Source organism: Rhodococcus spelaei (genome assembly GCF_006704125.1).
GTDB lineage: Bacteria > Actinomycetota > Actinomycetes > Mycobacteriales > Mycobacteriaceae > Rhodococcus_G > Rhodococcus_G spelaei.
Genome location: NZ_VIGH01000002.1, coordinates 306,666 through 325,236 on the forward strand (window position 1 = coordinate 306,666; position 18,571 = coordinate 325,236).

Sequence of the window (18,571 nt, forward strand, 5' to 3'; positions counted from 1 at the left end):
GGGTGAAGCGGGACGCGGTCAGTGCGCGAAGTGGCGCGCTCCGGTCAGGTACATCGTGATGCCGGCCTCGCGGGCCGCCTCGATCACCTCGTTGTCGCGGACCGAACCACCCGGCTGCACGACGGCCTTGACGCCGGCGTTGGCGAGCACCTGCAGGCCGTCCGGGAACGGGAAGAACGCGTCCGAGGCACCGACCGATCCGGCGACCCGGTCACCGGCGCGGTTCACCGCGAGGTGCGCGGAGTCGACGCGGTTGACCTGGCCCATGCCGACACCGACCGAGGCGCCGTCGCTGGCCAGCAGGATCGCATTGGACTTCACGGAACGGCATGCACGCCAAGCGAACTCGAGATCCTTGAGTGTCTGCGCATCCGCGGGATCGCCGACCGCGAGGGTCCAGTTCGCCGGGTTGTCGCCCTCGGCGTCGAGCACGTCGCGCTCCTGAAGCAGTGCACCGCCGGAGATCGGCCGCAGCTCGATTCCGGTCGCCGTCGGCGCGGTCGCCTGCAACACCCGAACATTCTTCTTGCGCTGCAGAACTCCGAGTGCGCCGTCCGCATAGGACGGGGCGATGATCACCTCGGTGAAGATCTCGGCGACCTGCTCCGCCATCTCGACGGTTATCTCGCGGTTGGCCGCGATCACGCCGCCGTATGCGCTGACCGGATCGCAGGCGTGCGCCTTGCGGTGCGCCTCGGCGATGTCGGCGCCGACGGCGATGCCACACGGGTTGGCGTGCTTGATGATCGCGACCGCGGGCTCGGCGAAGTCGAACGCGGCGCGCCACGCGGCGTCACCGTCGGTGTAGTTGTTGTACGACATCTCCTTGCCGTGCAACTGCGTCGCCTGCGCCAGCCCCGGGGCGGCGGCCGGGTTCACGTAGAGGGCGGCGGCCTGGTGCGGGTTCTCGCCGTACCGCAGCACCGCGCTGCGGTCCCAGCTCGCACCCGCCCACGCCGGGAAGGCCGAGTCCTGCTCCACCAGCGTCGAGGTCATCCAGCTCGCGACCGCCACGTCGTAGGACGCGGTGTGCTGGAACGCCTGCGCCGCAAGGGCGGTGCGCTCGGCGAGGGTGAACCCGCCCGCGGCGACCGCGGTCAGCACGTCCTCGTAGCGGGCCGGGTCGACGACCACGGCGACCGACGGGTGGTTCTTCGCCGCCGCGCGCACCATCGACGGTCCGCCGATGTCGATCTGCTCGACGCACTCGTCGGGCGTCGCGCCGGACGCCACGGTCGCGGTGAACGGGTACAGGTTGACGACCACGAGCTCGAACGCCTCGATGCCGAGTTCCTCGAGCTGGGCGAGGTGCTCGGGCTTGCGGGTGTCGGCGAGGACACCGGCGTGCACGCGCGGGTGCAGGGTCTTCACCCGGCCCTCGAGGCACTCCGGGAAGCCGGTCAGCGACTCGACCGGGGTGACGGGGATGCCGGCGTCGGCGATCCGCGCCGCGGTGGAGCCGGTGGAGACCAGCTCCACCCCCGCGGCGTGCAGGCCGGTTGCCAACTCGACCAGGCCGGTCTTGTCGTACACACTCACCAATGCGCGGCGCAGCGCCTTACGTTCGGTCACTTGGGATCACGGCCTTTCGTCCGTCGGAAACAACACCTCGCGTGGCGACGGCGGCGATGACGTCCACCAGCAGTCGCCGTTCCACAGTCTTGATGCGCTCGTGCAGGCTCGACTCGTCGTCGTCCTCGAGCACGACCACCGGTTCCTGAGCCAGCACCGGACCGGTATCGACACCCGAATCCACAAGGTGCACAGTCGATCCCGTCACCTTCACGCCGTATGCCAGCGCGTCCGGCACGGCGTGCGCCCCCGGGAACGAGGGCAGCAACGCGGGATGGGTGTTGATGATGCGACCACCGAAACGGCCCATGAACTCGGGGCCGAGGATCTTCATGAAACCGGCGGAGACGATCAGATCGGGCTGGTGCGCGTCGACGGCCGCGGTCAGCGCGCGGTCCCAGGCGTCGCGGTCGGGGTACTCACGCAGCGCCACCCGGAAGGCGGGGATGTCCGCGGATTCGGCGTGCGCGACGGCCGCGCAGTCACGATCGACGCCGACCGCCACGATGCGGGCCGGGTAGTCGCCGACGGCCGCCGCGATGAGCGACTGCAGCAGGCTTCCGGTGCCGGAAGCGAGGACCACGACCCGGACCGGGCTGTGCGATCCGGGGCGGAAGACATGCGGGGCGGTCAGCGCTCTACTCCTTGCGGCCAGCGGCCGGCATGCCCGACCGGTGGGTAAGCCTAGTCGCTGCCGGCCCGGGGACCGTCGGGCAGGTCCGACTCGACTTCATGCGTCGTGACCTGCGCCACCTCGTCCGAGTCGACCACCTCGGCGTCGACCACCACGCTCTCCGCGCCGGCGTCGAACCGCTCGACGGCCGTGCCGACGGGGCTGTCGACCACGACGTCCTCGAGTACCTCGGCCTCGATCACCGCACCCGAGCTCACCGGGGTCTCGACAGCGTCGACCTCGTCTCCGTCGGCCTGCTCGTCCCGGATCCGCGCGGGCAGGACCAGCATGCCCGCGGTGGCACTCCGGGTCGGCTGCGCCACGGGCTCCGGTCGGACCACCGCCTGCTCGACACGCGGACCGCGGCGCCAACGCACCAGCGCGGCAGTGACGGCCCCGAACACCGCCAGCCACCCGAAGGTCAGGCCGGCGAAGGTCGCGACGTTCACCCCGACCGTCCCGAACGTCCCGAGGTTCCCGCCAGCCGCGAATCCGAGCGCGGCGAACACCACCGCGACCGCGGCCGCACCGACCAGGGCGGACTGCACGGCCTCCCGCACGGAACCGGCCCGCCGGGCGCAGTCACGACCGAGGAACGCCCCGAGGACCGCCGGGATCACCAACCCGACCGCCCACCCGCTGCCCTGCTCGGCGGGCAGCACCCCGAGCACCGGCAGCGCGGGCACCGGGCCGCCGACCACGTCGAACATGCTCACCGAGGCCGCCCCGACGTGCGTCGCGGACCCCACCAGCACCGCGGTGGAGCCGATCACGATGTTCGGCAGGTACAGGATCGAGACGACCGTCAACCCGAGTGCGCCGGTGATCCCCTCGCCGGCCTGCAGCAGCTCACCGACCGTCGACCACGACGCGAGCAGCGAGACCACGGTGATCGCCGCGCCTGTCGCGAGCAGCATCACGCCTGCCCGCAGGGCGGGACGGGCCGCGTCGAGCACCCAGCGGGGAAGACGCCATTGCACGGCGACCGGTCGCCACACCCGGGTACCGATGCCGACGACCGCCCCGACCAGGTGTACCGCGAGCACCCAGGCGAACGCGGCCAGCGCGTTCGGCGGCGACAGCGCGATCACCGAGGAGGCGTCGGCGACGACGGCCAGCGAGATCGCAGTGGCCACCAGCGGTCCGGCGACCGCGGCACCGAGCACCCACCACCGCTCGTGCCGGGGACTGGACTCGGTCACGGCCCGCGCACACCCGCGCGCGACCGCCCAGATCATCAGCAGGGTGGGCAGCAGCGGCAGCACGCCGAGTGACGCGCCGCCGATGGTCAACTGCACCTGGTGCAGCGCCAGCCAACTCGCGGCGATGGCCCCGCTGGTCCCGGTGAGGTCGCTGTTCGCGGCGACCAGCGTCACCAGCACACAGGTGGCGATCAGCACCAGCCCGACCAGCGTCGGACGCAACGCGATCCCGAGCAGGGTGCGGACCTGATCGGGTGTCGGCTGCGACGGCACCGGCCTCCGGCTCAGTTTCGTCCGGGCGGTGTCGCGGCTCAGCAAGGAACTCATCTCCTCGAGGGTGGCATCTCGGCCGACGGCGGTCGGCCAGGCGCGCCGATCGGCCGGGGCCGGGCGCGGCGGCGCCCGCCGATCGAGATGGCCGGGCGCGGCGGCGCCCCCCCCGGCGTTCACCGAGGGGCGCCATGCGGTCGGGCGGTCAGTCGTCCTTCGGCTCGGACGCCGTGGGTGCGGCACCGAACGCCTGCGTCGGCGCGGGGGCGCCCGGCGTCTGCTCGGTCGGATTCGCGGACTCAGAAGGCTTCGGCACCACGACCGTCTCGTCGGCGGCGGGCGCGGCGTGCTGCGGCTGACCGTAGGCATGTCCGGACTGCGGGTACGACGGGGGCTGCGGCGGCGCGTACGGGTTGGGCTGGCCGTAGCCGGGCTGTCCCTGCGCGGGCTGTCCCTGCGCGGGCTGTCCCTGCGCGGCCTGTCCCGGGGCAGGGTATCCGCCCTGGTACTGACCCTGCGGGTAGCCCGGCGCCTGCGGCTGACCGTAAGGCTGACCGGCCTGCGGGTAGCCCTGCGGCGGCTGACCGTATCCCTGCGGCGGCTGACCCTGCGACTGACCGAAGCTCGGCTGCGGCGGACCGTATCCGGTGGGCGGCTGACCGTAACCCGGCTGCGCGAAGCCGGCCGGCTTCGGCGCGGGAGGCTTGAGCAGGCCCAGTTCGTAGAGCACCACGGCGATCGCGAGCACGGTCTGGACGAAGCCGAGCACCAGGTTGAGCACGCCACCCCAGGCCAGGGTCACGCCCTCGGAGAGGCTGAACAGGAAGAACAGCCCGACGAGGAAGCCGACCAGCGAAGTGGCCGCGGCGATGCCCTTGTAGGGGTTGCCGGGCAGCAACGACAGCCCTGCCAGCAGTGCACCGACGAGCAGCAGCGCCAGTCCGATGACCGGGTAGCCGCCCTCGAACGAACTCTGGCTCAGCGTGGTGTCGCCGAAGGTGCTGACCTTCGCGAACGGGGCGAACCCGAACAGGAAGTTGACGATGCCCAGCCCCAGCACACCCAGCGTCAGCAGCTGCGGCAGACCCTTCGCCGCGAGTCCGCCGAAGGGCTGCGCGGGGGGACCGTAGCCGGGCCCTGCGGGCGGGTACGTCATGATCGGCTCCTTGCTGTCGTGCGCGGACGCGTGTCTTCTGAACGCTAGCGCACATTCCTGTGTTGAACCTGGGGCGTGTGTTCACGCTGTGACGGGCGGTGCGGGTCCGGAAACGGCCGAAGGGCACCCACGCTCGCGCGAAGCGAGTGCGGGTGCCCTTCGACAGGACTGCGGGTGTCAGGCGCCCACGGTCAGGCTCTCGAGGATCTCGCGCGCGAGGGCGGCGGTCTCGGACGGCGTCTTGCCGACCTTCACGCCGGCCGCCTCGAGGGCGTCCTTCTTGGCCTGCGCGGTGCCCGAGGAGCCGGAGACGATGGCGCCGGCGTGGCCCATGGTCTTGCCCTCGGGGGCGGTGAAGCCCGCCACGTAGCCGACGACCGGCTTGGTCACGTTGGCCTTGATGTAGTCGGCCGCACGCTCCTCGGCGTCGCCGCCGATCTCGCCGATCATGACGATGAGCTTGGTCTCGGGATCCTTCTCGAACGCCTCGATGGCGTCGATGTGGGTGGTGCCGATGACCGGGTCGCCGCCGATGCCGATGGCGGTCGAGAAGCCGTACTCACGCAGCTCGAACATCATCTGGTAGGTCAGGGTGCCGGACTTGGAGACCAGGCCGACCGGGCCCTTGCCCGCGATGTTGGCCGGGGTGATGCCGACCAGCGCCTCGCCGGGGGTGATGATGCCGGGGCAGTTGGGGCCGATGATCCGGGTCTTGTTGCCCTTCTCGACGTTGTAGGCCCACGCGTACGCAGAGTCCTGCACCGGGATGCCCTCGGTGATGACCACGAGCAGCGGGATCTCCGCGTCGATGGCCTCGACGATGGCGTCCTTGGAGAACGCCGGCGGGACGAACGCGATGGAGACGTCCGCACCGGTCTTCTCCATGGCCTCGGCGACGGTCGCGAAGACCGGCAGCTCGACGTCGGAGCCGTCCGCGGCCTTGTGGGAGACGGTGGTGCCTGCCTTGCGGGCGTTGACGCCGCCGACGACCTGGGTGCCCGCCTTCAGCATCAGGGCGGTGTGCTTGGTGCCCTCGCCGCCGGTGATGCCCTGGACGATGACCTTGGAGTCCTTGGTCAGGAAGATTGCCATTGTTCTAGTCCCTTACTTCGCTGCGAACGCGAGTTCGGCGGCCTTGTCGGCGGCCTCGTCCATGGTGGCGACGACCGTGACCAGCGGGTGGTTGGCCTCGGCGAGAATGCGGCGACCCTCTTCGACGTTGTTTCCGTCCAGGCGCACGACGAGCGGCTTGTTGGCCTCGTCGCCCAGGGTCTCCAGGGCGCCGACGATGCCGTTGGCGACCGCGTCACAGGCGGTGATGCCGCCGAAGACATTCACGAACACGCTCTTGACCTGCGCATCGTTGAGGATGACGTCGAGGCCGGCGGCCATGACCGCAGCCGAGGCGCCGCCGCCGATGTCGAGGAAGTTGGCGGGCTTGACGTTGCCGTGCTTCTCACCCGCGTAGGCGACGACGTCGAGGGTCGACATGACCAGTCCGGCACCGTTACCGATGATGCCGACCGAGCCGTCGAGCTTGACGTAGTTGAGGTCGTTCTCCTTGGCCTTGAGCTCGAGGGGATCGGTAGCGTCGCGATCCTCGAAGGCCTCGTGGCCGGCCTGACGGAAGCCTGCGTTCTCGTCCAGTGTGACCTTGCCGTCGAGGGCCAGGATCTGGTCGTCGGGGGTGCGCACGAGGGGGTTCACCTCGACGAGGAGGGCGTCCTCGTTGATGAACACCTCCCAGAGCTTCTGGATGGTGACGGCGGCGGCGTCGAGCACCTCGGCGGGCAGCTTGCCGGCCTCGGCGATGCTGCGCGCGAACGCCAGGTCGACACCCTTGACGGCGTCCACCGGGATCTTGGCGAGAGCGTCGGGGTTCTCCTCGGCGGTGACCTCGATCTCGACGCCACCCTCGACCGAGCACATGGCCAGGTAGGTGCGGTTGGTGCGGTCCAGCAGGAAGGAGATGTAGTACTCCTCGGCGATGTCGCTCGCCTCTGCGACCAGCAGCTTCTTGACGACGTGACCCTTGATGTCGAGCCCGAGGATCGACTCCGCGTTGGCGACCGCCGCGTCGACGTCGGCGGAGTACTTCACGCCACCCGCCTTGCCACGTCCGCCGACCTTGACCTGCGCCTTGATCATCACGGGCTTGCCGATTTCCTCGGCAATCTCACGTGCGCCTGCGACCGTGTCGGTAACACGTCCGGCCGACGTCGGCACTCCATGCTTGGCGAAGAGTTCCTTCGCCTGGTATTCGAAGAGATCCATCTGCTCACCGTCTCGTCTGCGTTGACGCCCGCTCGAGGGGTAAGAGCGGGTCCGTTCGGACTGTATCTAGTTGAATCAATGACCCATCGGTCGCCTTGGTGCTATGTGGCATATCTCACGGGGTCACACCGGTGCGCGGCAGGTCACCGCCGATCGACACGAACGGCCACGACAGCCGTCGCCGTCAGCGCCGCCACACCCAGGATCGCGGCCACACCACCGGGACCGACCACAGGATCGATCACCCGGCCGCTGGTCAGTGGCCACCCAATCAGGTATACGCCCATGCCCGCGGCCGCGCCCAACGACCCCGCCGCTGCCCGTGCGGGTCGCGCCTTCGCGGCGACCCAGACGGCGACCACCACGACGACCGCGAACAGGGCCCGCCCCCACATGTCCCACCCCCAGGGCCAGTGCGTCACCGAGTCCGGGCCGTAGCCGGTGCCCCGGTACAGCGGCAACGCCAGCGCGACCACCGACACCACCGCCGCGGGCATCCCGACCAGCAGCACCGCGCGCCGGGGCGGGGTGTCCACGGAGGTGTCGATGCCCTCACGCTCGGCGGACCCCGCGCACCAGGCGAGCAGTCCCGTCACCGCCGCCGCGACGGTCGCGAGCCCCAACACCCACGCGCCCGGGCCCGGGCCGACCCCGGGCAGGTCCGTCGCGACCACCACCGACTGCAGCACCGCGGCGACGGCGGCGACGAGCGCCGCCCACAGCACCCCGACCGCCGGGCGCACCAGCGCGGCGAATTCCGACAGCAGCAGCCACGCCGACGCCACCACCAGGACCGCCGCGGCGACCAGGGCCACGCGGGTGGCGAGGATCTGCGGCTGCGGGAGACCGTCGGGCACGGACAGCACCGGCAGTAGCGCACCGACCGCCGCGAGCAGGCCTGCGGCGATCCCGGCAAGGCCCGCGCGCCGGTGCCAGCGGTCGACCCGGGCGCGGGCCGCGGCCTCGGCGGCGGCCAGGGCCTTGGCCGTCGGCTTGCCGGACCTCCGGGTGGACGGCGCGGCGGACTGCGCGCCCGCGCCTCCGGCCAGCCCGGCGATCCCCCGCCGGGCGCGCGCGGCCGCCACCGCGGGAAGCGACACCCCGAGCGCGACCAGTGCGGCGCACGCGACCGCGGCGACCACGGACCCCGGCGCGAGGGCGACGCCGTCACCCGCTGCGGCGCCGGCCGCCAACCTGGACCCCGACAGTCCGAACGCGGCGGTGCCCGCACCGATCAGTGCGCCCGCCGCCACGCCGGGCGCGACCGACACCAGTGCCGCCGCGACCACCACGAGCACCGCGACCACCACGAGGGCCGAACCGATCGCGGTCGCCGGGGGCGAGCCGACCAGGGGGTGCACCAGCAGCACCGGGTCGGACGAGCGCAGCGGTCCGGCCAGTGAGGCGACCGCGAAAACCAGTGCAGCCAAGACGATTCCCGCACCCCACCCGGCGCCGATCCGGCGGCCGACGGAAGCGCCGTCGTGGTCGGGGTAGCTGCTGTGGCCGTACCCGTCGCCGTGCGAGGCGCGCGCGACGGTCAGCATGCCCAGCAGTCCGGCGACCACACCGAGCGCGTGGCCGGCCAGCACCGCGTAGGCGCCGGGACCCGCACTCAGGTGGGCGGCGGTGAGTGGACGGAACAGTTCGAGCCGATTGGCGTCCACCGGTCGCGCCCACAGTTGGAGGTCGAGCACCAGCAGTCCTAGCGCGACCGCCCCGGCGCCTGCGGTCAGCGCCCCCGCGACCGCGGGACTGCGGCGCGCGGCGACCAGGGCTGCCACGGGAGCGGCGACGGCTCCCAGCACGGCGACCACGGCCGCGGCGGCCACGGCGGCGCCCGCCTCCGGCCGAACGACCCCGGCCGGTGCGGCCAGCGCGACGAGGACGGCGCCGAGCAGGCCCGCCGCGATCGCCGCCGCCGCGGTCCGGCCGGGGTCGGCCGGGCCTCGGAGGTCGGGGCCGTTTGCCTCGGCCACACGTTGGGGTTCGGCACGGGTACGGGACCGGTCTCGGGGTGAGGACGCCACGGGATTCGACGCTAGCCGCGTGGGTGTGACGGTCGGCGGGCCGACACGAATTCCGGGTCGTCATCCGCAAAGTCCGTGATCAATCTGTGATGCATCTCACAATCGCCCGGTCAGCCGCGCGGAAGAGTTGCGGGTCTCGCGACCGTTTCGTTACCGTCGCTTCGGTCAATGTCACAGGCAGGTCACGAGCGGAAGGGTTTTGAAGGTTGTCCAGACACCGCGCGCCCTCCGTAACCAGCCACTTCAGCGTCCAGCCGGTACCCGATTCGGGGCCCGCAACTGACCTGATCACCGCAGGTCACACCATCGATTCCCGCTTCGGGACGACGAAGGCGCCCAGTAGACCGGCCCTGCCCTTCACCGCCGATGACGCAACCACGCAGTCGTATTCGCAATACTCGGCACAGCGTTACACCGGGTCACCAAGTCTTGAGACCCCCCGCATGAACTTCCGATCCACCTCGCTCGCCCAGCAGGACACCCCGTATGCCCCGGACACCGCGGCGTCGGACTTCGACTCGGACTTCGCAGCTCCCGCTCGACGCGGTGGAGCGCACCGGATCCCCACACCCCCCACCGCCCTCAAGGGCCGCGCCGCCGTAGTGGCGGTCGCCGCTGGTGCCGTCGTCGCCGCCGGACAGGCCGCGCTCGACAACGGATCGTCCACGACCTCCGGGGTCACCCTCGCCGCCGACGACAGCGCGTCGAACATCGCCGCCACCGCCGAGCCGCAGGCCGCGCAATTCGGCGCCGGCTCCACCGGGTCCCCGCAGGCGCCCCAGGTGCTCAACGTCGCCGACCCGGCCGACCTCAGCCAGTTCTCGAACCTGCTCGCCAAGGGCCAGCGGTTCAGCCAGGAGCGTGCCGCCCGTGAGGCCGCCGCCCGCCGCCCGCTGTTCGTCCTGCCCGCCGTCGGCACCTTCTCCTCGGGCTTCGGTTCACGGTGGGGCACGCTGCACGCCGGCGTCGACATCGCCAACGCCATCGGCACCCCGATCTACGCGGTCGCCGACGGCGAGGTCATCGACTCCGGGCCGGCCTCCGGCTTCGGGATGTGGGTGCGCCTCAAGCACGCCGACGGCACCATCACCGTCTACGGCCACATCGACTCGTCCCTCGTGTCGGTCGGCCAGCACGTGATGGCGGGCGACCAGATCGCGCGGATGGGCAATCGCGGCTTCTCCACCGGCCCGCACCTGCACTTCGAGGTGCACCTCGCGGGCGACAACAAGATCGACCCGCTGCCCTGGCTGGCCACCCGCGGCATCAGCCTCGGCGTCGAGCGCGACTGAGCCGCGACCCGCGCCTCCACGACTGGGTGATGGGAACCGTCAACCAATCAGACCGAATGATGGTTCCCATCACCCGTCCGGTACGCCCCACCGCGCCTGGACCGGAAGCCACCGTTACTGCACTACCCTTCGGACAGTCGGAGCGTTGACGCCGCACTGCGAAGGGATCGAGTGATGAACTACTCCCGTGGAACCGCTGTCCTGGCCGCAATCGTGGGCGCCGGCTCACTGGCGTTGGCACCCAGCGCATCCGCCGCCACCCGGGTGAACGAACCCGGGCGCTACGTAGCCGAATTCACCTTCGACGCTCCCGGCGGAAGTCCTGCCGCGACGACGCTGACGTTCGACGCGCTGCCCTCACCGCTCGGCAGTTCGTCGTAGCCCGAGCCCGACCACTGGGCTAGAGCTTGATCATGGGAACGCCGCCGATCAGCATCAGGCGGACCTTCCCCGCGGACCCGAAATCCACGGTCACCGTTGCCGTCGGCCCGGTCCCCTTGGTCTCGAGCACCGTGCCCAGGCCGTACTTGTCGTGACTGACGCGGTCACCGACGGCGAGCACCAGGTGGTTGTTGCGCGCCTTCGGCGCGCCGAAGCTGGGAGTCGACGCTCCCCCACCCGATCCGGCACCGTATCCACCGCCGCTGCCGTAGCCTCCGCCGTAGCCGCGACCGCCACGGTCCCGACCGCCGCCGATCGCGCCACCGCCCGGGCCCGGGTCTTCTCGGCGCCAGTGCAGCAGGTCGGACGGAATCTCCTGCAGGAAACGCGATTCCGGATTGGTGATCGGCTGGCCCCAGGCCGAGCGCAACACCGCGCGGGTGACGTAGAGCCGGTGCCGGGCCCGGGTGATGCCGACGTAGGCCAGGCGCCGTTCCTCCGACAGTTCAGCGGGATCGCCGAGTGCGCGCATGTGCGGGAACTGGCCGTCCTCCCAGCCCGTCACGAACACCACCGGGAACTCGAGGCCTTTCGCGGTGTGCAGGGTCATCAGGGTGACCACGCCGTCGCCGTTGTCCGGCAACTGGTCCGAGTCCGCCACCAGCGACACCCGCTCCAGGAACGCGGCCAGCGAACCCGGATCCGGTTCGCCCTCACCGGGATTGGTGTCGTCCTCGTCTGCGGCCGCCAGCGCACCCTCGAGGCCCTCGTCCACCTCGTCCTCGATGCCCGCGGCGTTGCGTGCGTCGGAACTGAATTCGCGGGCGACGCTGACCAACTCGTTGAGGTTGTCCAGCCGCGCGCCGTCCTGCGGATCGCTGCTGGCCTCGAGTTCGGCGCGGTAGCCGGTCTTGTCGAGCACCGCCTCGACCACCTCGCCGATGTCGATCAGCCCGGTCCCCTCGGGCTGGGCCTCGGGCGGTGTCCCCTCGGGCTGCATGCTCGAGCGGATCTCGTCCATCATCTCCGCGAACGCAGCGATCGCCTTCTGCGACCGGGTGTTCAGCAGCGGAACGGTGCCCGCGGCCGCGTCACGCAGGGCCGCGGCGAACCCGATACCGCGCTGCTCCGAGTGCACGGCGACGCAGGCCTCGGCGCGGTCGCCGATGCCGCGTCGCGGGGTGTTGAGGATGCGGCGCAGGCTCACCGTGTCGTCGGGGTTCGCCAGCACCCGCAGGTACGCGACGATGTCGCGGACCTCCTTGCGCTCGTAGAACCGCACCCCGCCGACCACCTTGTAGGGCAGGCCGAGCCGGATGAAGATCTCCTCGAGCGCCCGCGAGGAGTTGTTGGTCCGGTAGAACACCGCGACGTCGCCGAACTTCGCGTCACCGTTGTCGACGAGCCTGTCGATCTCCGAGGCCACGAACGATGCTTCGTCGTGCTCGTTGTCGGCGACGTAGCCGGTGATCAGCTCGCCCTCGCCGGAGTCCGTCCACAGCCTCTTCTCGCGGCGGCCGGTGTTTCGGGAGATCACCGCGTTGGCGGCCGAGAGGATGTTCTGGGTGGAGCGGTAGTTCTGCTCGAGCAGGATGGTCCGGGCGTCCGGATAGTCGCGCTCGAATTCCTCGATGTTGCGGATCGTCGCGCCGCGGAAGGCGTAGATGGACTGGTCCGCGTCGCCGACCACGCACAGTTCCGACGGCGGGACCGGCCCCTGCCCCTCGTCGCCGACCAGGGTGCGTACCAGTACGTACTGCGCGTGGTTGGTGTCCTGGTACTCGTCGACAAGCACGTGCCGGAACCGGCGCCGGTAGTACTCGGCCACCTGCGGGTGAGCCTGCAGCAATGCCACCGTCTCGCCGATCAGGTCGTCGAAGTCCATCGCATTGGCCGCGCGCAGCCGCGCCTGGTAGTGGCCGAACACCTTCGCCACCAGCCGGACCAGCTCGTTCGGGGCCTTGTCGGCGTCCGCCGCGGCCTGCTCCGGCCCGACCAACTCGTTCTTGAGGTTCGAGATGTGGGTGGCCAGCAGTCGTGCCGAGTATCGCTTGACGTCGATCTCGAGGTCCTTGGAGATCATCGTCAGCAGCCGGCGCGAATCGTCCGCGTCGTAGATGGTGAAGTTCGAGTTCAGTCCCGGCAGCAGCGCCGCCTGCATCCGCAGGATCCGCACGCAGCTCGAGTGGAAGGTCGAGACCCACATGTTGTTCGCGCGCGGGCCCACCAGTTGCGCGACCCGCTCTCGCATCTCCGCGGCGGCCTTGTTGGTGAACGTGATGGCCAGGATCTGGCCGGGCGAGACGTCACGCTCGGCGAGCAGGTACGCGATCCGGCGGGTGAGCACCGCGGTCTTGCCGGATCCGGCACCCGCCACGATCAGAAGCGGAGAGCCGGTGTGCACGACCGCCTCGCGCTGCTGCGGATTCAGTCCGTCGAGAAGTGCGGCCGAGGACGTGCGGGCACCCGCGTGAGCTGCTGCTGAGAATGTGTTCATCGCATCCCAACGCTACCGCCGGGCACCGACAGTGATGCCCCCGGCCGTGGCCCGACCAGGCACCCGACCGTGGCTGGACGTCGCGGTCCGTGGCAAACTGGAATCATGCTCAGTGTCGACCCTCGCCAGAGCTGGCGATTTTTCTACGGGTACCGGACTCCGGTGCCCGTGGCCTGAACATCCCACGAGCCCCGCGGTCCGCTTCAGCGATCCGGGGCTTTTTCGTGAGAAGGGCCTGGATCGGGTAACGACCCGCGGGACCGAAAACGATCCACAGAATTGACACGAGGAGAAGTACATGGGCGCCCACACTTCGCCGAACGACGCTTCGAACGAGGCAACCCCGGCCGAGGCCACGGCCGCTACCGACCTGCCCGCCAGCGAGGCCGAGATCAACGAGCTCCGCAAGGAGATCGACCGGCTCGACGCCGAGATCCTGGCCGCGATCAAGCGGCGCAGCGAGGTCTCGCAGATCATCGGCCGCACCCGGATGGCGTCGGGCGGACCGCGACTGGTGCACAGCCGGGAGATGAAGGTCCTCGAGCGCTTCAGCGACCTCGGCCAGGAGGGCCACACCCTGGCCATGCTGCTGCTGCGCCTCGGCCGCGGCCGGCTGGGGCGCTGACGCGCCCGTGCGCGCGGTTCACCCCGGTTGGGGTACACGGCGCGCACAGTCGGCGCAGCCGGACAAAACGGTCAGCGACTGCCGATATACGGTGACCACGGCCGTCCGTGCGGCCACGGTCGGCGAGGGAACCCGGTGCGATTCCGGGACTGACGCGCAACGGTAACGGTCCTGTCCAGGAGCGAAGTCCGAATGCTCGCCGATCGAGTTCGGTGACATTCCGGCCCCGCGACTGGGCCCTGGACCAGGAGTTACCGCTTCATGCGACTTCGTCCCCTCCGCTGTACCGCTGCGCCGGCCGCGGCCAACGCGACGGACGTCTCCTCGCGCGCACGCGTTCCCAGTCCGCGGGCGGGGTCGACCCGCACCGATTCGAGAGCGCTGCTTGCCGCGATCCTCGCGGCAGGACTGGCTGCACTCGTCGTCTCGATCGCAGTCACCATCACGATCGGGCCGGCCGACCTGTCGGTCCGGGACGTCTACGCGGTGGTACTCGAGCACGTCGGTATCGGCTCGTCCGGGTTGAGCCGTCTGCAGGACGGCATCGTGTGGGAACTGCGGCTCCCGCGGACACTGCTGGCTGCGGTGTGTGGGGCCGGCCTGGCACTGTGCGGTGCGATCATGCAGTCGCTGCTGCGCAATCCTCTCGCCGATCCGTTCGTGCTGGGCATCTCCTCCGGTGCGTCGACCGGGGCGGTGCTGGTGGCGGTCGTCGGCATCGGCGGCGGCGCGATCTCCCTGTCGACAGGCGCGTTCGCGGGCGCGGTGGTGGCCTTCGCCGCGGTGGTCGCGCTGGCCGCGGGATCGGGTGGTGGCACCGCGCGGGTGATTCTCGCGGGAGTCGCCGGCACCCAGTTGTTCTCCGCGTTGACCTCGTTCATCGTCATGTCGTCGGCTGACGCCGAGCAGACGCGCGGGGTGCTGTTCTGGCTGTTGGGTTCGCTCAGCGGCGCGGACTGGACCGATGTGCTGTTGTGCGGCAGCGTGACTGCGCTCGGCATCGTCGCCTGCCTGGCTGTGGCGTCGTCGCTGGACGCGCTGACCTTCGGGAACTCCGCGGCTGCATCCCTGGGGGTGTCCGTGCGCAAGATCCGCGTCCTCCTGCTCACCGTCACCGCGCTGATCACCGCGGCGCTGGTCAGTGCCGCCGGAGCGATCGGTTTCGTCGGGCTGGTGCTGCCGCACGCAGCACGGTTCCTCGTCGGCCCCCGGCACAGTCGGCTGCTGCCGTCGACCGCGCTGATCGGCGCGGTCTTCATGGTGTGGGTGGACGCGATCGCCCGCACCCTGTTCGCGCCGCAGGAGATTCCGGTCGGTGTCGTCACCGCACTGATCGGCGTTCCCGCGTTTGCCCTCATCCTCTTTCGCATGCGGCGGACCTCGTGACGTGGCGGGCGGTGGTCACCGCCCGGTGGAACGCAACCCGTCGGCCAGCTTCTCCACCGCGTCGACCGCACGGATACCGGGGTCCAGTTCGGAGCCGGTGAGCACCACGTAGCGGCGTTCACGCACCGCGGACAGCTCCTTCGTCACCGGATTCGATTCCAGGAAGGCTATCTTCGTGTCCAACGAGTCTCCGTCGACCCGCTTGCGGCTGAGATCACCGAGCACCAGTACGTCCGGATCGCGGTCCGCGAGGATCTCCCAGTTCACCTCCGGCCAGTCGTCCCGCGCGTCTGCGAACACGTTGACCGCGCCCACCTCGGCTGCGAGCAGACCTGGGGCGGAACAGCATCCGGCCATGTAGGGGGTGTCGATTCCGGAGAACCAGAAGGCGACGGTGGGCCGCTCGGCCCCCACCCCGGCGGCCGCAGTGGCAGCGTTCATCCGCGCCCGCAGTGTGTCGACCAACGCGGAGCCGCGCTCCTGGACATCGAAAATCGCAGCCAGTTCCCGAATTTCCCGGTACAGCGTGTCGACCGTGAGCGGCCGGTCACGGGTGACGTCCTCCCCCGCGACGGTAGCGTCCACGCACACCGAGGGCGACTGGTAGGTCGGCACGCCGAGTTGCGCGAAGCGGTCGCGGTCGGCGACGACCGCGGGTGTGAAGGTGTGTGCACTCGCGGAGGTCACCAGGTCGGGCTCCACACCCAGCACGGTTTCGAGCGAGGCGTCGTTGTCGGCCAGTCGCGGCACGGTCGCGTCGGACTCGACGAGATGTCCGAGCACCGGGTCGAACCACGTGGAGGTCCCGACCATCCGGTCCGCGAGGCCCAACGACAGCAGGATCTCGGTCGAGCTCTGATAGAGCGAGACCGCCCGCCGCGGTGCGGCACCGAAAGTGACTGTCTCGCCGCAATTGTCGAGGGTCAGCGGATATGCCGTGGCGCCGGGCTCATCCGGCACACCGCTGGATCCGACGACGGATCGGTCGTTGCTCGCACATCCCGCGACGAGGGCGGCGCCGCAGATGAGGGTGGCGGCGGCGAGCACGCCGCGGTTGGCCGTGAATCTGGACACGAGGGCACGTCCTTCGGTTGAGGGCCCGGTCGCGGGGCCCGTCGACGATGTAGGTCGGCATCTCTCGACGCCATGCCCGGCAAGCAGTCGGACTCGGGGCGGAGCCCCTCACCGTTGCGCGTCAGTTCCGGATTCGCACCGGATTCCCTCGCTGGACGGTTCGACCGTAGCAGTCAGCGGCTCGACCGCCCGCCGCCAGTGCGGCCCCAGGGCCTGCTCGAGGCAGACCCCGTCGATCACGGTGTCACGCAGAACGGCCGCCAGTTCGTCCGTCGTGTGACCGACCGTGGAGTGCCAGGCCGCGCAGACAGAGGTGCGCCGGAACACCTGCAACACCAACTGTGCCGCCCCACGGCTCGGCGCCGACCGTAGCAGCGCATGCGCGATCAGCCGACGGCGGGCGGACAACGTCAGCGCGGACCTCGTCCACAGGTGTCGGTCGATGTAGTCCGCAGCCAACGCCGGGGTCACCGCAACGGCCGCGACGGCGCCGCTCGTACTGCGCGGGATGTCCACGATCCCTCCGAATCTCGTGTCAGGAATGCGGGTACGGCAGGTTGCTACTTCTGTCCTCGTCCACCCGGATCGGCCTCCCGAGTTGCGGGAACGCACGCTGGGCGCACGCGGGCCGGTCGCACACCTTGCAGCCGGCTCCGATCGGGACCGGGGTCGCCGGATCGTCCACCTGGAGGCCGTGTGAGTAGACCAGTTTGTGGGCGTAGCCGATGTCGCAGCCGAGGCCGATCGCGAAGTTCTGTTCCGGCGCAAGGTATCCGATTCCGCCACTGTGGGTGGTCCGGGCGATCCACAGGTAGGTGCGACTGTCGGGCATCTGGGCGACCTGGGTGAGCACTCGCCCCGGGTTGACGAAGGCCTCGTGCACGACCCAGAGCGGACAGCTACCGCCGACACGAGAGAAGTGAAAGGCAGTGGCGGACTGTCGCTTCGAGATGTTTCCGGCCCGATCGGTACGCACGAAGAAGAACGGCACCCCGCGGTGCCCCTTACGTTGGAGGGTGGAGAGTCGATGACAGATCGTCTCGAATCCGACCTCGAACTCGATCCCGAGCAGGTCGATGTCGTAGCGCAGCGACTCCGCAGCGCGGAGGAACCTGGTGTACGGCAGGATCAGTGCACCAGCGAAGTAGTTCGCCAACCCTATCCGGGCAAGGGCGGCCGATTCCGCGTTGAGCGAATCATCCTCGGCAACAAGCGAATCGAGTAACGTTGCGTGAGCGAGAAACGCCAGCTGCGTGGCCATCTGGAAGGCGCGCTGCCCCGGCGTCAGTCGACGGGCAATGGTCAGCGTGCGCCCACGCGCGTCGAACGCGCGCTTGGGACCGAAGGCCACACCGTCCCCCGTGCCCGTTTCGTCGGCCCGGATCTGCACGGTAACCCCGAAGTCCGAGCGCAACAGTTCCGCCAACTGCAGGTCGAGCGCACCCACGCTCAGGCCACTGCCGGTGAACATCTCCTCCGCCGCCTCGTCGAGCTCGGGGATGTGATTACGGCGGTCGTAGAAGAAGTCGCGCACCGCCTCGTAGGGCATCGGAGCGTATTCCGCGCCAGTCGGCTCGCCACCGGACAGTTGCGCAGAGAACTGCTCGATCTGGTCGTTCGCGGAATGCAGCCGCCGGTGCAGGGCCACCAGGGTGCGACCGATCGCGGGCATCCGGGCCACCAGTTCCTCGACCTCGCCGGGCGTCGCCTCGCCGGCCTCCGCGGTCTCGGTGAGCACCTCGTGCAAGTCCGCGACCAACCGGGCATCCTCGTCCGTGGCGAAGAACTGCACATCCAGGTCGAACGCCGCGTTCAGCTTCATGAGAACCGGCACCGTCAGCGGACGCTGGTCGTTCTCGAGCTGGTTCAGATAGCTCGGCGAGAGTCCCAGCCGCTTCGCGAGCGCAAGCTGAGTCAACCCACGCTCCTCACGCAGTCGCCGCAGTCGAGCACCGGCGTACATCTTCCGCATCACTGTCCTCCCGAGGGCCCCGAGTCGTCGCTGCCGCGAGCGTACCCGTACACATTTGCAACATTCGCAAATGTTGGTCGGTTCGACCGCAAACATAGTCATTTGCAACATATTTCAGGTCGTCAAAGGAGTGTGTAGCGTGCGAAATATCGGCTGGACATCGCTAC

The 18,571-nt window shown here is 70.0% G+C and carries 15 protein-coding genes and 1 riboswitch; of the genes, 4 read left to right on the forward strand and 11 right to left on the reverse strand.

Annotated elements, in window-relative coordinates:
* Window positions 1-18: 18 nt before the first annotated feature.
* The 7 genes from purH to FK531_RS05280 form a co-directional block, all read right to left on the reverse strand.
* Window positions 19-1,572: a bifunctional phosphoribosylaminoimidazolecarboxamide formyltransferase/IMP cyclohydrolase gene (purH, locus tag FK531_RS05250; protein WP_142095835.1), complete on the reverse strand. Its 1,554-nt coding sequence runs from the start codon at window positions 1,570-1,572 to the stop codon at window positions 19-21.
* On the reverse strand, window positions 1,559-2,227 hold the full coding sequence (purN, locus tag FK531_RS05255; protein WP_142095837.1) for a phosphoribosylglycinamide formyltransferase: 669 nt from the start codon (window positions 2,225-2,227) through the stop codon (window positions 1,559-1,561). Before purN ends, purH begins: the two co-directional genes overlap by 14 nt.
* Window positions 2,228-2,256: 29 nt before the next feature.
* Window positions 2,257-3,774, reverse strand: coding sequence for a cell division protein PerM (locus FK531_RS05260; protein WP_142095839.1), 1,518 nt, complete (start codon window positions 3,772-3,774; stop codon window positions 2,257-2,259).
* A 148-nt stretch (window positions 3,775-3,922) separates the two neighbouring features.
* A complete protein-coding gene (locus FK531_RS05265) occupies window positions 3,923-4,873 on the reverse strand; it encodes a DUF5336 domain-containing protein (RefSeq protein ID WP_142095841.1) in 951 nt (316 codons plus the stop codon).
* Window positions 4,874-5,050: 177 nt separating this feature from the next.
* Entirely contained in the window at window positions 5,051-5,965 is a 915-nt protein-coding gene (sucD, locus tag FK531_RS05270; protein WP_142095842.1) for a succinate--CoA ligase subunit alpha, read from the reverse strand.
* A 12-nt stretch (window positions 5,966-5,977) separates the two neighbouring features.
* Window positions 5,978-7,147, reverse strand: a complete 1,170-nt coding sequence (gene sucC / locus FK531_RS05275) for an ADP-forming succinate--CoA ligase subunit beta (protein WP_142095844.1) — start codon at window positions 7,145-7,147, stop codon at window positions 5,978-5,980.
* Window positions 7,148-7,290: 143 nt separating this feature from the next.
* Window positions 7,291-9,177, reverse strand: a complete 1,887-nt coding sequence (locus tag FK531_RS05280; RefSeq protein WP_246097902.1) for a hypothetical protein — start codon at window positions 9,175-9,177, stop codon at window positions 7,291-7,293.
* Between the two features lie 206 nt (window positions 9,178-9,383).
* On the opposite strand from FK531_RS05280, the gene FK531_RS05285 reads away from it, so the two are divergent.
* The gene (locus FK531_RS05285) at window positions 9,384-10,469 is read left to right on the forward strand and encodes a M23 family metallopeptidase (RefSeq protein WP_435531015.1); all 1,086 of its coding nucleotides are present in this window, start codon (window positions 9,384-9,386) and stop codon (window positions 10,467-10,469) included.
* 174 nt (window positions 10,470-10,643) lie between these two features.
* Window positions 10,644-10,850 (forward strand): hypothetical protein, encoded by a 207-nt coding sequence (locus tag FK531_RS05290; protein WP_142095849.1) that lies wholly within the window; start codon window positions 10,644-10,646, stop codon window positions 10,848-10,850.
* 19 nt (window positions 10,851-10,869) lie between these two features.
* On the opposite strand, the gene pcrA is transcribed toward FK531_RS05290, so the two are convergent.
* Window positions 10,870-13,347, reverse strand: coding sequence for a DNA helicase PcrA (gene pcrA / locus FK531_RS05295; RefSeq protein ID WP_142095851.1), 2,478 nt, complete (start codon window positions 13,345-13,347; stop codon window positions 10,870-10,872).
* Between the two features lie 298 nt (window positions 13,348-13,645).
* Between pcrA and FK531_RS05300 the strand changes: the two genes are divergently transcribed.
* Both FK531_RS05300 and FK531_RS05305 read left to right on the forward strand, forming a co-directional pair.
* Window positions 13,646-13,972, forward strand: a complete 327-nt coding sequence (locus tag FK531_RS05300) for a chorismate mutase (RefSeq protein ID WP_142095853.1) — start codon at window positions 13,646-13,648, stop codon at window positions 13,970-13,972.
* Between the two features lie 85 nt (window positions 13,973-14,057).
* A riboswitch (cobalamin riboswitch) is annotated at window positions 14,058-14,211 on the forward strand.
* Between the two features lie 22 nt (window positions 14,212-14,233).
* Complete coding sequence (locus tag FK531_RS05305; RefSeq protein ID WP_142095855.1) at window positions 14,234-15,358, forward strand: FecCD family ABC transporter permease; 1,125 nt, start codon at window positions 14,234-14,236, stop codon at window positions 15,356-15,358.
* A 15-nt stretch (window positions 15,359-15,373) separates the two neighbouring features.
* On the opposite strand, the gene FK531_RS05310 is transcribed toward FK531_RS05305, so the two are convergent.
* The 3 genes from FK531_RS05310 to FK531_RS05315 form a co-directional block, all read right to left on the reverse strand.
* Entirely contained in the window at window positions 15,374-16,432 is a 1,059-nt protein-coding gene (locus FK531_RS05310; protein WP_435531016.1) for an ABC transporter substrate-binding protein, read from the reverse strand.
* Window positions 16,433-16,540: 108 nt separating this feature from the next.
* The gene (locus FK531_RS23035; RefSeq protein WP_435531017.1) at window positions 16,541-16,948 is read right to left on the reverse strand and encodes a hypothetical protein; all 408 of its coding nucleotides are present in this window, start codon (window positions 16,946-16,948) and stop codon (window positions 16,541-16,543) included.
* Between the two features lie 19 nt (window positions 16,949-16,967).
* Window positions 16,968-18,404, reverse strand: a complete 1,437-nt coding sequence (locus FK531_RS05315) for a short-chain fatty acyl-CoA regulator family protein (protein WP_142095857.1) — start codon at window positions 18,402-18,404, stop codon at window positions 16,968-16,970.
* Window positions 18,405-18,571 lie beyond the last annotated feature (167 nt).